Consider the following 14,605-nt stretch of genomic DNA (forward strand, 5'->3'; position numbering starts at 1 on the left):
TATAATTAAGGATATTGATTTAACAATGGTTTCAGGTGGTTTTATTTTTTATTATTCTCATTACTAATGTATTGTTTAATCTTTTCTCATCAGACCGAACTATCCAAGAATATGCTGATCAAATTTGGCACGTGGAACCATTAAAATTTAAAAAATAATCCGTAACTTCCTTTTTTAAAAATAAATTTTTTCTAATAAATAAACGTTACATTGTGATAGCTTCCTTTAACTATATAAGTTTAGATAAAAGTTTTTCATAGGCGAAAACTTTTATCTCTCTCCTAGTGAGTAGAGATGATCTATAATTATCACTAGGTGAACAGATAGAAAAAGCCCCTGTAGAACTGATCCACTACAGGGGCTTTTTAAAATACGATAAAACCCCTTCAGATTAAATGAAGGGGTTTTAATTACCAATCAACGGTTACATCGTTATAATATAGAGCAAGATGATACATTGTACTTGGTTCGTTTAAAATAACATAACTCATATTTAAGACTTCAATCGTGCCGTGTTCCTCAATCCAATGATTCACTTTTGTTTCTAATGATTGAGGACTTGAATCGGCAAAAAACTTAATCATATGACCATCTCCTTTGCTATTAGTATGGAAAAGTTTGAGCATTAATATGATAAAACTTAATACTAGTATATGATTAAATGAAAGAAGTCGTGAGAGTGATTATTTCAAGCTTTGATAAAAATCTGTTTTAGCAGTTAGATATGTTTGGTATTGATCGATGTAACGGTGTTGAAGGACTTGAATATTATTAAAATTTTCTTGTATATTTAGCACATAATCTCTCGCTTGAACAGGTTTAGCGGTATGAACGATTTCCTCAAGATTACTAAGATCTTTAATCAGTGTTTCAATTGCTTGAGTTAATGCCTCTAAGCTTGTTAACCTTTCTTTTTCAAGATGACCAAGATCATTATTAGGAAGTTTGTTTAGTGATGCCTTTAATACCTCGGCTAAATTTTGATTCATACGTGATAGAATAGCAAATTCACTTTCGTACGATTCAAATGAAATTTGATCTTGATTTTCAGAAGTGGTTGCTTGTTCAATAATCGTGTTAACTGTTTGATAAAACGTATCAAGTCGTTTTGTAAGAGTAGTGTCTTCGTGAACTAAGGCAGTCTGAATACTTTCATCAATTTTATTTAATTGATTATATTGTTTCATGCCAGGGGTTTGAAAATTAAATCCTATGAAAATTCCGATTGCTGTTAAAATAATAATGGTAATGAGTGGTTTATTTCTCATAAATAATTCCTCCTAAATGTCATCGTTGTGGAAAAAGTTTTTACTAAAGTGATGATTTGGATTATAAGCTAAAAATTCATAACCTAAATCACGATAGTATTCGATAACGCGAGGTAAAACCTCAATGGTACTATTTTTTTCATGGAATAACACGACGAGGTTTTCTTTCTTAGCATTCATTTCCGTATAGTATTTAACATTATCCATGACTTGGTCAGGATTGCTATATTTCCAGTCCAAGGAATCAACATCCCAATCCCAACATTTCAATCCATTATCTTTTAAAGCTTGTACATGTCCATCTTTAAATGTTCCCCCACCTGTTCCATAAGGCGCGCGACATAATTGACTTTCAAACCCATTGGTTAACGACGCGATTAATTGTTGTTCTTCTTTCAATTCATTCACAAAATTTTGTGGTGCTGTAGCCCCTTTGTAAAGATAATCATATTGGTGTGTCATCGTATGCATTCCGATATAATGTCCCTCGTCTAACATGCGATTTAAAATAGCCTGTGAATCTGTATTGTTATTAATTGACGTTCCAAGAACAAAGAACGTAGCAGGAACATGATTCTCTTTTAAAATATCTAATACTTTTTCAGCATTATGAGAAGGTCCATCATCAAACGTTAAGTAAACGAACTTTATATCTTGATTATGCCATTTTTTTATTTCTTTCATTGGCTCAAATGAAACGTAGTCAATATCTTCTTGAGAAAGTGAGAGGTGACTACTTTGAAGTTGTAAATGAATGAGAAAACTTCCAGCTACTAAAAGGATAGCAATCAAACCTGATAACACATAAAATCGTAGTTTATAGCTTTTTTTACTTCTTCGATACTGATTTTTCATAATTTTATCCTCATTTCTTTATGATTGCAAAATTCGACAATTTGTTTTAAAAAGTTTACCTACCAGTGGTAGGTAAAGAAGATGAATGGATTGTAAATTCAGGGAATCCCATATAACCAGGAGCAATGGAGTATTTATCAAAGACAACCACTACATCTCCTGATGAATTAATATAAAAGGTTTGGTTATCAGCAATGCTTTTAAATTCATTTTCATTTTCATGGAAGAATAGTTGATAACCATCTTTTTCTCGATCAACAATTTGTTGTTTAATTTGAGGGTCAATAATCTCTTTATATTGATCACCCAAAATATCTTTAAGCGTCACTTCTTTCCCAGTGTTCAAATCAATATTATAGAAATATTTTTCAGTTCCAACACTCACGTAGTTTTCACTTTTCGTAATAACAAATGATACAAAGTGATCATCACTATACTTAATTTCATAATCAACATTGACCAAAACAGGTAGAAACTCTTGTCCTTCTGTATTCGTGGCCATGAAAGCATCGTAATATTCTTGAGCTCGTTTTTCCGACTCTGCGACACTTAAATTAATTTTTTCTAAAATCTCCTGGTTGATTTGATTTTCAAGTTTTGTATTGCCAGTATCTTTTAATCCCGGAATTTTAACATCAACTAATTTCACTGTATCCTCATGATAGTAACTACTAATGGTAAAGATTTTTGCTAGTTGGCTAATAATAGGAATATCTGAAAGGCTTGCAGCAAAGGTTGGAGAAGTGTTTAGTAATAAAATAAAAACCGTTGAAATAGATAAAAAAATGGCTATGAAAGGAGACCTAGAGTTAATAGGACGGGAGCCCTGAGCCGACGCATAAATAGCCTCATTGACAACATCGGTTAATTCTTTTGGAATAGGAGTTTCATCATAAATTTTTTTGGTGCCTCTTAGTCTATTCATAAAAATCACTCTCCTTGAGTTCAAGTTTTAATAGTTTTAAGGCTTTGTATAACCTCGATTTTACTGTACTGAGATTCAGTTTAGTAATCGTTGCGATTTCTTCTAAAGACATTTCCTCATAAAAACGAAGAATGATAATGACCCTTAATTTATCTGGTAATGCATTGACGTTTTGATACAGATTTAATTCATCTATGTCATATTGATGTTGATATCCCATGACAAAATCAATTTCCTCAATGGCGAGCATTCTTTTATTTTTACGAAGATAGGTCATGCTTTCATTTATGAGAATACGATAAAACCATGTTTTCAAATGGTTCATCTCGCGTAAATTTTGATATTTAGTTAAAGCTTTATATACGGCGTTTGATACAACATCGAGCGCCGCTTGTTCATTTGGAATATAACGATAAGCAAACCGATAAAATTGAGCTTGATTGGTCGTTATAAATTCAACTAGTTGTTTGTATACTTCCTCATCTTGATGTGGTGCCACGGCCGTCGGCTCCCTTCTAACCCTAATTTGTTCCCATTCATTAGACGCATATAAGTTTAAAAAAGTTTAAAAAATTTTTAAAAAGTGTATATTTTTAATTATTTAGAATGGAAAGGAGTCATAGTAATGACCTGTGCTCTTGGCGAATAGGACTAGCTGTTAATGGAGTAGTATGATTTATCCCATGAATTTGCGTGAATCATATTGTGTCAAAATAAAAGACCACTTCTAATGAGTTGAAGTGGTCTCTTGATCAACTATAAATTCAGGAAAACCCATATAGCCAGGCGCAATGTCATATTTATCAAAAACAATGACAATTTGATTTTGCTCATTTAGATAAAATTTTTGATGATCTGAAATGGATTGGAATTCATTTTCATCATGAAAGAATAATTGATTTTCATGTTTTTCTCGTTGTGCAATTTGTTGTTTGATTTGAGGATTGATAATTTCTTTATAAGTAGGGCCAAAAAAATCTTCGAGTGTGAGCATTTTTCCAGTGGTTAAATCGATATTGTAAAAGTATTCTTCTGTTTGAGCACTCAAAAAACTTTTAAATAAGGTTAATTCAAATGATAACACATCAGCATTTTCTTTTTTTATGTCATAAGTCACCAAAACTTCAAGTGGGATGAACTGATCTTCTTTTGAATGAGAGGCCATAAATGCTTCATAATATTGCTCAGACTCATGTGTCACTTCCTCTATTTTAGAATTGACTTTATGTAAGATATCGTTGTTAATATCTTTTTCGAGTTCAGGAAAAGATGTGTTTGAAAGACCTGGAACCGTTAAGTCGATTTTAAGTAGAGGGGACTCGGTGTGTTCTTCTTTGACGGTATTGACGTAGTTGAGAGAGTCCTTGGCATAAATTTTAATCTCACAAAGTAAACACATGGCGATGAAACTTAGAAATAACCATCGTTTTTTCATGGTAATCATCCTCCTTTAACTTTAATTTGTTCGAATTAAAAGAAAGTATACAAAAGAAAAAAAGATGCATAGACATCTTTTTAGATATATGAAAGTTGATAAACGAGAAATCGTTCCCGATGATTTTTATGATGATTTGGAAGCGGGATGTTATGAATTAAGGAAAAGGCTGTTTTGTGCTCTAAATAGTAAAGATAGTCATCAGATGGATAGTAGAAGATGAGTTCAACACATCGTGGATGCTCTTCAAGGGATATTAAAATTTTTTCGATGACTTTTCGAAGGATTTGAATCGAGAAAGGATTAAAAAAATAAAACTTGTTATCGAGTGGATCGATGTTATATTCTTCTGCATAACAGCATAGAAACTTTATTTTCTCTTCTTTTAAGGGGTATTTTTTTTGGTAGTTAAGCTGATTATGAATCGCATCCTGATAATACGTTTCATTCATTTCAATGCCAGTCACATAAGCCTGGAATTGATGATGAATATAAAAATTTAAACGGCCCTTTCCGCAACCAAAATCAACAATGTGATCATTTTTAGTTAATTGATAGTGATTAAATAACGTTTCAAGAACGTCATAAGGGGTTGGTTCGTAGCGATGATATTTAGCAGAGGTATGATATTTGTCTTCTCCACTCGTTTGAATATTTAATAAAGTTTCATATTTTTTTTCGTTCATGGTGATTACCTTTCTATGTGGTCTCTTGCCTTTATTGTAGGACTTTATAGGCAATTTATCAAGGTTGGTTTCAAAAAACGACTTTATTTGCCCACTTAAGCGATTAAAGTGATAGTAACTAAGGGGGGATTGTGTGTTATCCATTTTAATAAAGCCAGCATCAAGTCGTTGTAATTTAAAATGTAAGTATTGTTTTTATGAGGATGAGAGTTTGAATCGGAGCCAATCTGATTATGGGATGATGAAAGTAGAAACTCTAGAAGTAATTATAAAAAAAGCATTAGAGTATGAAGTGGATGTTTGTTCATTTTTATTTCAGGGAGGGGAACCCACGTTAGTAGGACTTCATTTTTATGAGCATGTCATCAAGTTTCAACAACGTTATAATGTGCATCACGTAAAGATTATGAATTCGATTCAAAGTAATGGTTTGCTCCTAGATGAATCATGGGCGCACTTTTTTAAACAGCATGACTTTTTAGTCGGTCTTTCGATTGATGGGATTAAAGTAACGCATGAATGTTATAGAGGGAAGAATTTTGATCAAGTGGTGAAGGCAGCCGAGTTATTAAAGCGATTTGAAGTGCCATTTAATGTATTAACAGTTGTGACGGATGAGGTTTGTGAGCAGATTGCAGCGATTTACACGTTCTATAAACAGCATCATTTTAGATATTTACAATTTATACCGTGTCTAGATTCACTTGATAATCACAATTATCTTAGTGTGGACTCCTATACCACTTTTTTAAAGACGTTATTTCAGTTATGGTTTGACGATGCAACGAAGGGAAATTTAATTTCTATTGGCTATTTTGATGATTTGCTACATCTTTTATGTGCAGAGTTTCCGAAGACGTGTGGAAGACTTGGACGATGTGGAATGCATTATGTTTTGGAGGCAGATGGTAGTGTTTATCCGTGTGATTTTTATATGATGGATGCTTATTATTTGGGAAATTTGCTTCAAGATGATTTTGAAGTGTTAAATGATAAACGACGAGACCTTCAGTTTTTAGAACCGATTTTTTCTAAGACGTGCAAGAAGTGCAAATGGTATCGTTTATGTTATGGGGGATGTCGTCGTGAGCGAGTATCACAATTAGGTGTCAATAAGTATTGTCAGGCCTATCAAGCCTTTTTGGAGGAAGCTTATCCGTTACTTCAGTGGATGGCAAATAGGATTTTAATGACTAACATATAGACAAAACTGAGGTGGGGATTTTAGGGTGATATAATAAGGTTAGCGCATACAAGTGGAGGGGGATTTATGCAAAGACCGAATATTGTGTTTTTATTTTGTGATCAGCAGCGTTTTGATACACTAGGTGTGAATGGGCAACCGCTTGATATGACACCTAATTTGGATGCTTTGGCGTTTGAGGGCGTAAATTTTTTACATGCTTATACACCACAACCTGTTTGTGGACCTGCGCGTTCTTGCTTACAGTCGGGATTGTTTGCAACAGAAACAGGGTGTTTTGTGAATGGAATTTCGTTACCAGAGAGGCAGCCAACGCTAGCCAAGTCACTTCGTGAGGCAGGATATGAAACGGCCTATGTTGGAAAGTGGCATTTGGCAACGGATCGTGAACAGAATTATGAGACGGTTGCCATTCCAAAAGAACGTCGCGGTGGTTATGAGGATTATTGGATGGCATCCGATGTTTTAGAGTTTACGTCGGATGGTTACGGTGGTTTTGTTTTTGATCGAGAGGGGAATAAAGTGGAATTTGAGAAGTACCGTGTCGATGCAATGACAGACTATGTGATAGATTACTTAATGAATCGAAATAAAGAAGTGCCATTTTTCTTATTTGCTTCTTATATTGAACCACATCATCAAAATAATCATCATGCTTTTGAAGGTCCAATAGGGAGTAAAGAGCAATTTGCTAACTTTGTAAAACCGGATGATTTAGCAGAGGGAAGTGGAGATTGGGAAGCTCAGATGCCTGATTATTTAGGCTGTTGTCACTCTCTTGATCAAAATGTCGGACGGATTATATCAGTGTTAAAAGAACAAGGTATTTATGAAAATACACTCATTATTTATACGAGTGATCATGGGTGTCATTTTAAAACGATGAAAAAGTATATTAATCCGTTTGGAGCGGATGACTATAAGCGCTCACCTGATGAGAATTCAATACATATTCCACTTGTGATGAGAGGACCAGGATTTTTAGGTGGGGTTATGGAAGTGAAACTCGTCAGTCTCCTTGATTTACCGAAAACGATATTGAGCCTAGCAAAGGTGGATTCAGACTTTATGCAGGGACGTGACCTTCAAACTATTTTTACGGATGATGAGTGGGAGAATGAAGTTTATATCCAGATTAGTGAAAGTATGGTCGGACGGGCACTTAGAACGGAGCGTTATAAGTATGTAATTCATGCTCCGCATAAAAAGCCGTTTGAAGATTTTGGAAGTGATTACTATGTTGAGGGATGGCTCTATGATTTAAAGAAAGATCCACTTGAGAAGCATAACTTGATTGATGATTTGGACTATGAAGAAGTTAAAAAAGTGTTGCGTGAGAAGATAATGAAGCATGGGAATCGTGCTCATGAGGTGTTCAATATAGTTGTGAATTAAAAAAAGAGTGTCGCCATTGCAGCGACACTTTTTGGTTATTTAACGATAATGTATTGACCTTTACGTGGTCCACGAGATGGAGTATTAACACGATGACCTAGTGCAATACTTGTTTGGAATTCGTATCCATCAGGGAGATTGAATTCTTTTTTATAGTGTTCGAATTTATCACTGTTATTAATCGCCAGAATTCCATCAACCCAACACGCTGCAAGATTTAAGTCTTCGGCTGCGAGTAGGATGTTTTGTGTACACGTTGCAGCGTCAACAATAGGTGTTTTAGCTGTTTTATTGACGGCAACTAAAATAGCAGCAGGAGCGTAGAAGAAGTGTGCTTTTGTGTCTTGATGAATGGCTTGAATATCTTTGTCAAGTTGTTCAACTTTTTCTTTGTTTAAAATACCAACAAGGTACCAAGGTTGTTCGTTTTCACTACTTGGGGCATATAGGCCAGCTTCTAATAATACTTTAAGTTGGTCTTCAGTTAAAGGTGTGTCTTGGTATTCACGATGGCTACTTGATTTTGAGATTGCTTCTAATGTATTCATCATCAATCAACTCCGTTATCTAAAATTTTCTTTGTTAGTTTTAACAATTAAAAGTTAGCTCATGCATGGAATAATGGGTGGAGTGCGAGTTTTGGTTTCATTGACGCTTGAGGAGAAGATTTAGTATAATAAAAAAATCTGTATGATTTTTTTGTCTATAGAAAGAGGAGTATCATGAAAGTTTTTGGGACGGTAAAGGTGATTCCTAAAAAGAATCCACGAGAGTTATATGAACACCAGTTAGAAGCAATCAGTTGTTTAGATGAGATGGATGAACAATCATCTTTTCGTACGCTCGTAGTCATTCCAACCGGTGGTGGGAAAACGTTGACAGCTAGTTGGTGGTTACTTAAAAAGGCGTTGAATGAGGGAAAGAAAGTGTTATGGATTGCGCATCGTCAAATGTTACTTGAACAGGCATTGATGACGTTTAAACAGAATGCATACGCTACTTGTATGCCAACGCGTTGGAGTTTTGATTATCGAATTGTTTCTGGCATTCATGATAAAGTGAGTCAGATAAAAAAAGAGGATGATTTGTTAATCATTAGTAAGGATAGTTTAGTTAGTCGTCTAAATGGATTAAAACCTTGGTTAAAGGATCAAAAAGAAGTATATGTCGTGATTGATGAGGCGCATCATGCACCTGCGAAGTCGTATCAAACTATTTTAAATTATATAGATTCACAGGTTGGACAGGTCAAATTGCTGGGATTAACGGCGACACCTTTTAGGACGGAAGAAAAAGAGTCCGGTATTTTAGCTCAGATTTTTAGGGATGATATTTGCTATAAAATTGATTTAACAGATTTAATTAAGCGTGGCATTTTAGCAAGGCCTCATTTTGAAGAGTGTACAACGGATTTAACTTTTACAGCAACACCCAAAGAGTTACAAAAAATGAAGATTTCCGATATTATTTCCGGGGAAATCGCCACAAAATTAGTCGGACATAAAGTGCGAAATGCGATGATTGTCAACCATTATAAATTGAATCAAGACCGTTATCAACAGACGATTGTGTTTGCGATTAATCGGATGCATGCTCTTGTTTTGAAAACTTTATTTGAAAAAGCAGAGATTAGATGTGGAATTGTGATTTCTCGTGATTTGATGGAATTAGCACATCAAAATCAAGAAGTTATCACTGCTTATCAACAGGGAAAAATTCAAGTTTTAATTAACGTCAATATTTTAACTGAGGGGATTGATTTACCTTGTACAAAAACGGTCTTTTTAACTAGACCTACGGTTTCGAGTATTTTGATGACGCAAATGATTGGTCGTGCATTAAGAGGAGAGGTCGCTGGAGGCACAAAAGATGCGTATTTAGTTAGTTTTGTAGATGATTGGCAGGATCAAATTGCGTGGATTAATTCAGAAAGTATTTTTTATCAGTCTACAGATGTGATGGATGAGGAGCAGGTTTCAGAGTCTTTAAAAGTAGTGGAGATGATTTCGTTAAAGCAACTTGAGCTATTTGCACAGATGCTTGATGATAGTGTCGATACGAAAGAACTTGAGAAGATTCCATTTATTAAACGAGTCCCACTAGGTCTTTATAATGTGACGCTTGGGAAGAAGAGCCATCCTGTTTTAGTTTACGATAGTACAAAAAGACGCTATGAGCATTTGATTAAGCAATTGCCATCCTTTTTTGAGTATCATCAGATTAACGAAACTAGCTTATCAAGAGAGAAACTGAAAGAGTTAAGTTCGATTTGTTCGAGACGTTGTTTCACAGGTGAAATTGTTCCGGCTTACGATGAACGAGATATTATGGCGATTTTAAAATATTATGCGAAGTATCGAGTGAAACCGCCTTTTTTATCATTTGATGAACTCGATCGTGAGAAAATTGATCTTAAAGCGGTTGCCACCTTTATTATTGAGCAGGATCTGACTCGGTCACAGCAAGTAAGTTATATTGATGAGCTGTGGAATGATGCGACGAAGTTGTATTCTATTTATTTTCATAAGAAGTCCTTTTTTATGAGGCAGTTAAATCTTGAGTTAAGACGCTTGATGAAGGAGGGAATTAGAGGATGATGTATACACCAAAAGAAGTGGCACAGTTTTTAAGGATTTCTGATTTTCCGTATTCAAAAGAACGAAAAATCATCCACATGATTTACTCACAGGAAGCTTCAATTTATGAAAGGTTGGTGGATGTTGAGCTTGAATTATTAGTTGAAGGACGCGAATTAATTAAAAATCAGGAGGAGGCTTTGTGGAGTTTTTTCAAGGTTATCAAGTTGCGGCTTGTGTACAATGAAGAGTGCGAGTTTGTCCGCATTAAGCTTCGAACTGTCTTAAAAGAGTTTGGTTATAAGCGTCGTAGTGACAAGTTGATGAGTGAAATTCAGTTGATATTGGATACTTTAGAATTAGACACATTTTTGAAGGGATATGTGGGGTGTGAGTTAAAGGAAATCGATTTAGATGACTTTGTGATGATTAGGTTGCAAAATAAACATTAAGAGTGGAATAGTTATGATAGAATACAAAAAGATAGGAGTGAACTTGATGTATAAGAATCAAATTAAAAGGTATCAGCCGATAAATGAACAAGAAGTTCAAGATCAAAAGGTGATGCTTGATTATATAGAGGCATTTTCTCACAATCTTTTAACACGTGAAAATGAATTTGCACATTTGACAAGTTCTGGTTTTATTTTAAATGAAACATTGGATAAAGTTTTAATGATTTATCATAATTTATATCAAAGCTGGGCTTGGACAGGTGGCCATGCAGATGGAGAAGCTGACTTATTAAAAGTTGCGATAAAAGAGGCAAAAGAGGAAACTGGCGTGGTGAATATTCGTCCTCTAAGTGAGGAAATAATGGCGCTTGATATTTTGCCAGTTTGGGGACATATGAAAAAAGGTCAATATGTTAGTTCACATTTGCATTTAAATGTTTCTTATTTATTAGTCGCAAGTGAAGCCGATATTTTAAGAATTAAAGAAGATGAAAATAGTAATGTTGGGTGGTTACCGATTGATGAGTTAGCATCGTTTTGTGATGAACCACAGATGTTACCTGTCTATGAAAAACTGGTGAATAAATCAAAAAATTTTACAAAATAATCTACAAAAATGAAGGGGGATTATTTAATTAATCACTTTTTATTTTTTATATTTTTGTTAATTTTTATGTTAATTTGTTGATTTGATGGAAAAAAATGTGTATAATCTGGGTGTAAGTGAAAAGGAAAAATAGAGAAACAAATGTATGAAACAGGTATCAAAGGAGAAATCCTTTAATACATATTAAATTCAACGGCCATATTGAATTTTAGGGAGGACAAAAAAAGTGAAAAAATTATTAGCTTCGCTAACAGTAGTATTAGGATTATCAACAGTGGTAGCTTGCTCAAATGAAACAAAAGGAGAACAAGTAACACCTGAAACACCTACTACAGAAGAATCAACAGACACAACAAAAGAAACAGGTAATGACTTAGTTGTTACAATTAATGAACCAGTTTCAATCGAATTCTGGCATGCGATGTCAGGAGATAATGAAAAAGTTGTAAACGAATTAGTTGAAAACTTTAATTCAACAATTGGACAAGAAAAAGGAATTACGGTAACTCCTGTTTATCAAGGAGCTTATAATGATTTAAAATCTAAAACAACAGCCGCTATCAAAGCAAAAAATGCACCAGCTATTTCTCAGGCATATCCTGATTGGGTAGCAGAATATTTACAATCAGGTGCAGTTGTTGCTTTAAATGAATATATCGAACACCCAGAAGTAGGAATCACTGATTTTGAAGATATTGCAGAAGCATATCGCTTAGAAAACAGTCAATATACAACAGATGGAACGTTCTACTCATTACCATTTAATAAATCAACAGAAGTTTTATATTACAATAAAACATTCTTTGAAGAACATGGTTTAACAGTTCCAACAACTTGGACAGAATTAGAAGAAGTTTCTAAACAAATCACTGAAATTACTGGAAAACCAGCTTTCGGATTTGACTCAGCTCAAAATGCGTTCATCACATTAGTTCAACAATTTGGAGGACAATATACAACATCTCAAGGTGAAGTCTTATTCGGTGAAACTGATGCTGCAGTACAAGCATTAGAGATGATTAAACGTAATACAGATGCTGGATATTGGCGTTTACCAGGGGAAGATAAATATATGTCAGGACCATTCGTTTCTGAATTAGTTCATATGTTTATTGGATCAACTTCAGGATCGACTCATGTTGTGAATGATAACTTTGAATGGGATTCTGCTCCAATTCCACAAGTTTCTGACGATACAAAAGCAGTTATCCAACAAGGAACTAATGTTGTTGTTATGAACTTAGGTCAAACTGATGAGCAAGTTTATGCTGCGTATGAGTTTGCTAAATATTTAGGATCTTATGAAGCAAATCTTTTATGGGCAACGAACACAGGATACTTACCAATTCGTCAATCAGTTATTGATTCAGCTGAATATCAAGCGTATATTTCTGAATCAGGAAACTCAACAAAACAAACTGGACCAGCACAAGCAGACTACTACTTCTATGATCCAGCATTCTATACAGATACTTTCTCTTCTTATAATGTGCGTACAGAAGCAGGATTAGCCATTGAACGTGTTGTATTAGAAGGTATGGAACCTGCTGCAGCAGTTGAAGCAGCATTAAAAGCTTTAAAATAATTATAGTGACCAAAACACCGCTATTTAGCGGTGTTTTTTAATGTTAAAATACTTTCCTATTAGTTTTATCGAAATCGTATTTGATAAGCAGATTAGGATAGCAGGAGTTATTATTCTTTTCTTTAAATAATCAATAGAAGGTAGTCTTTTTTTATTTTACTTCGCGAAAGGTTGGATGGAATTTCAGAATTTGTCGTTTTCTGTTATAATGATAGAAGTATGAATTTTGTTAGGAGTTGTTTAAATGTTAGTAGATTTACATATGCATACGTATTATTCAGATGGCTCATTTTCGCCGCGTGAAATGGTTCAATTAGCAAAGAAAAAAGGATTAGGATTGATTTCAGTAACTGATCATAACACCATTGAAGCTCATGAAGAGTTTGAAGCTGCCTGTCAAGAGTTAGAGATGAATTATGTGGTAGGGGTGGAGTTAGACTGTGTGTTTAAAACAAAGTCTGTCCATTTATTAGCCTATAATTTTAACGTGAATGAGGAGTTTTTAGCGATTATTCAAAAATCACGTCATCAGTTAGATCAAATGGGGATTGATTTAGTCAAGTTAATGGAAAAGGATTATCCGCAAGTATCGTCTGAAGATTATGAAAATTATACGTATGACCGTACTAAAGGTGGATTTAAAGGCATTCATTATTTAATGGATCGCGGATTAACGGATAATTTAATGGATGGTTTTAAATTTTACAAAGAATATGAAGTATTTTACTGGAATTATGAGTTTCCTACTGTTGAAGAGGCCATTGTTCAAATTCATGCGTGTGGTGGTAAAGCGGTGCTTGCTCATCCTGGAAAGTATTATCGTTTTACACCATTAGATGAAGTCGTAGAAGATTTTAAACTTCTGGTGTCACAAGGAATTGATGGAATTGAGTGTTACTATCCGATTCATAGTGAAGAGTTGACAGCATGTTGTGTTGAGTTTTGTCAAGAACATGATTTAATGATAACAGTTGGATGTGATTGTCATGGTGAGATGAGTAAAAAAGAGGATGAATATGTGATGGGATGTATTAAAAAAGAGGATTCAGATTTAGTTTTAAAGTTTTAATACAAAATGATATCGCTTTCGACATAAAATAACATTAGCGATTTTTGGCGTGATTTTTGAAAAAATAATGGTACTTTTTCTTTATAAAAAGGAATAATTTATAATATTTTATAGGGTGTAACCGTTTGCTTATGATATTAAAGCTATTGTTTAATATAAAATCTGGTGTTATAGTCTTCTTGTAAAAGATTTTCTAAATTATGTCAGGGGGCACATATTAATGAAAAAGCTAGTATCATTAGGTTTAGTTGCATCGTTATCTTTCGCGGGATTAGTTGCATGTAGTGGGAATGAGTCAGAGACACCAGCTGAAACACCAGCAGGTAGTGACACAACGACTGAAGCACCAGCTGAGACACCGGCAACATCAGGTGAAAAAGTAGAGATTAAATTATGGTTAGATGACGATGATTACGCAGCAGCTATTGAACCAGCAATCGAAGCCGCTTACCCAAACATCGATATCGTTTATGAAAAAGTAGGAGCAGTTGATGCTCGTACAAAATTAGAATTAGACGGTCCTGCAGGGTTAGGTGGAGATGTAT

General features: G+C 34.4%; 15 protein-coding genes and 1 pseudogene. 8 read left to right on the forward strand and 8 right to left on the reverse strand.

The annotated features are described in order from the left end of the window. Nucleotides 1-410: 410 nt before the first annotated feature. The 7 genes from QWC74_RS10630 to QWC74_RS10660 form a co-directional block, all read right to left on the reverse strand. Nucleotides 411-584 (reverse strand): hypothetical protein, encoded by a 174-nt coding sequence (locus QWC74_RS10630; protein ID WP_006784322.1) that lies wholly within the window; start codon nucleotides 582-584, stop codon nucleotides 411-413. A 99-nt stretch (nucleotides 585-683) separates the two neighbouring features. Then, nucleotides 684-1,268, reverse strand: coding sequence for a hypothetical protein (locus QWC74_RS10635; RefSeq protein WP_006784321.1), 585 nt, complete (start codon nucleotides 1,266-1,268; stop codon nucleotides 684-686). Nucleotides 1,269-1,280: 12 nt separating this feature from the next. Next, nucleotides 1,281-2,123 (reverse strand): polysaccharide deacetylase family protein, encoded by an 843-nt coding sequence (locus QWC74_RS10640; protein WP_006784320.1) that lies wholly within the window; start codon nucleotides 2,121-2,123, stop codon nucleotides 1,281-1,283. Nucleotides 2,124-2,178: 55 nt separating this feature from the next. Next, a complete protein-coding gene (locus QWC74_RS10645; RefSeq protein ID WP_006784319.1) occupies nucleotides 2,179-3,048 on the reverse strand; it encodes a DUF3298 and DUF4163 domain-containing protein in 870 nt (289 codons plus the stop codon). Continuing rightward, nucleotides 3,041-3,547 (reverse strand): RNA polymerase sigma factor, encoded by a 507-nt coding sequence (locus QWC74_RS10650; protein ID WP_006784318.1) that lies wholly within the window; start codon nucleotides 3,545-3,547, stop codon nucleotides 3,041-3,043. Before QWC74_RS10650 ends, QWC74_RS10645 begins: the two co-directional genes overlap by 8 nt. A gap of 228 nt (nucleotides 3,548-3,775) precedes the next feature. After that, nucleotides 3,776-4,483: a DUF3298 and DUF4163 domain-containing protein gene (locus QWC74_RS10655; protein WP_006784317.1), complete on the reverse strand. Its 708-nt coding sequence runs from the start codon at nucleotides 4,481-4,483 to the stop codon at nucleotides 3,776-3,778. Nucleotides 4,484-4,563: 80 nt separating this feature from the next. Further along, complete coding sequence (locus QWC74_RS10660) at nucleotides 4,564-5,169, reverse strand: class I SAM-dependent methyltransferase (protein WP_006784316.1); 606 nt, start codon at nucleotides 5,167-5,169, stop codon at nucleotides 4,564-4,566. A 133-nt stretch (nucleotides 5,170-5,302) separates the two neighbouring features. On the opposite strand from QWC74_RS10660, the gene QWC74_RS10665 reads away from it, so the two are divergent. After that, entirely contained in the window at nucleotides 5,303-6,373 is a 1,071-nt protein-coding gene (locus QWC74_RS10665) for an anaerobic sulfatase maturase (RefSeq protein WP_006784315.1), read from the forward strand. A gap of 66 nt (nucleotides 6,374-6,439) precedes the next feature. Beyond that, nucleotides 6,440-7,768, forward strand: coding sequence for a sulfatase-like hydrolase/transferase (locus tag QWC74_RS10670; RefSeq protein ID WP_006784314.1), 1,329 nt, complete (start codon nucleotides 6,440-6,442; stop codon nucleotides 7,766-7,768). Between the two features lie 35 nt (nucleotides 7,769-7,803). Here the strand turns inward: QWC74_RS10670 and QWC74_RS10675 are convergent, their stop codons facing one another. Beyond that, nucleotides 7,804-8,319 carry a nitroreductase family protein gene (locus tag QWC74_RS10675; RefSeq protein ID WP_006784313.1) on the reverse strand — a complete coding sequence of 172 codons (516 nt, stop codon included), beginning with the start codon at nucleotides 8,317-8,319 and terminating at the stop codon, nucleotides 7,804-7,806. A 171-nt stretch (nucleotides 8,320-8,490) separates the two neighbouring features. Between QWC74_RS10675 and QWC74_RS10680 the strand changes: the two genes are divergently transcribed. The 6 genes and pseudogenes from QWC74_RS10680 to QWC74_RS10705 form a co-directional block, all read left to right on the forward strand. After that, entirely contained in the window at nucleotides 8,491-10,365 is a 1,875-nt protein-coding gene (locus QWC74_RS10680; protein WP_288994027.1) for a DEAD/DEAH box helicase, read from the forward strand. Continuing rightward, the gene (locus QWC74_RS10685; RefSeq protein WP_006784311.1) at nucleotides 10,362-10,796 is read left to right on the forward strand and encodes a hypothetical protein; all 435 of its coding nucleotides are present in this window, start codon (nucleotides 10,362-10,364) and stop codon (nucleotides 10,794-10,796) included. Before QWC74_RS10680 ends, QWC74_RS10685 begins: the two co-directional genes overlap by 4 nt. A gap of 46 nt (nucleotides 10,797-10,842) precedes the next feature. After that, nucleotides 10,843-11,406, forward strand: coding sequence for an NUDIX hydrolase (locus QWC74_RS10690; RefSeq protein WP_006784310.1), 564 nt, complete (start codon nucleotides 10,843-10,845; stop codon nucleotides 11,404-11,406). A 226-nt stretch (nucleotides 11,407-11,632) separates the two neighbouring features. After that, nucleotides 11,633-12,991: an ABC transporter substrate-binding protein gene (locus QWC74_RS10695; RefSeq protein ID WP_006784309.1), complete on the forward strand. Its 1,359-nt coding sequence runs from the start codon at nucleotides 11,633-11,635 to the stop codon at nucleotides 12,989-12,991. A gap of 244 nt (nucleotides 12,992-13,235) precedes the next feature. Continuing rightward, nucleotides 13,236-14,060, forward strand: a complete 825-nt coding sequence (locus tag QWC74_RS10700; RefSeq protein WP_006784308.1) for a PHP domain-containing protein — start codon at nucleotides 13,236-13,238, stop codon at nucleotides 14,058-14,060. 220 nt (nucleotides 14,061-14,280) lie between these two features. Then, a pseudogene (locus tag QWC74_RS10705) lies at nucleotides 14,281-14,605 on the forward strand (maltose ABC transporter substrate-binding protein); the annotation flags it as partial.

Origin of the sequence: uncultured Turicibacter sp. (assembly GCF_938044715.1) — a bacterium.
Classification (GTDB): domain Bacteria; phylum Bacillota_I; class Bacilli_A; order MOL361; family Turicibacteraceae; genus Turicibacter; species Turicibacter sanguinis.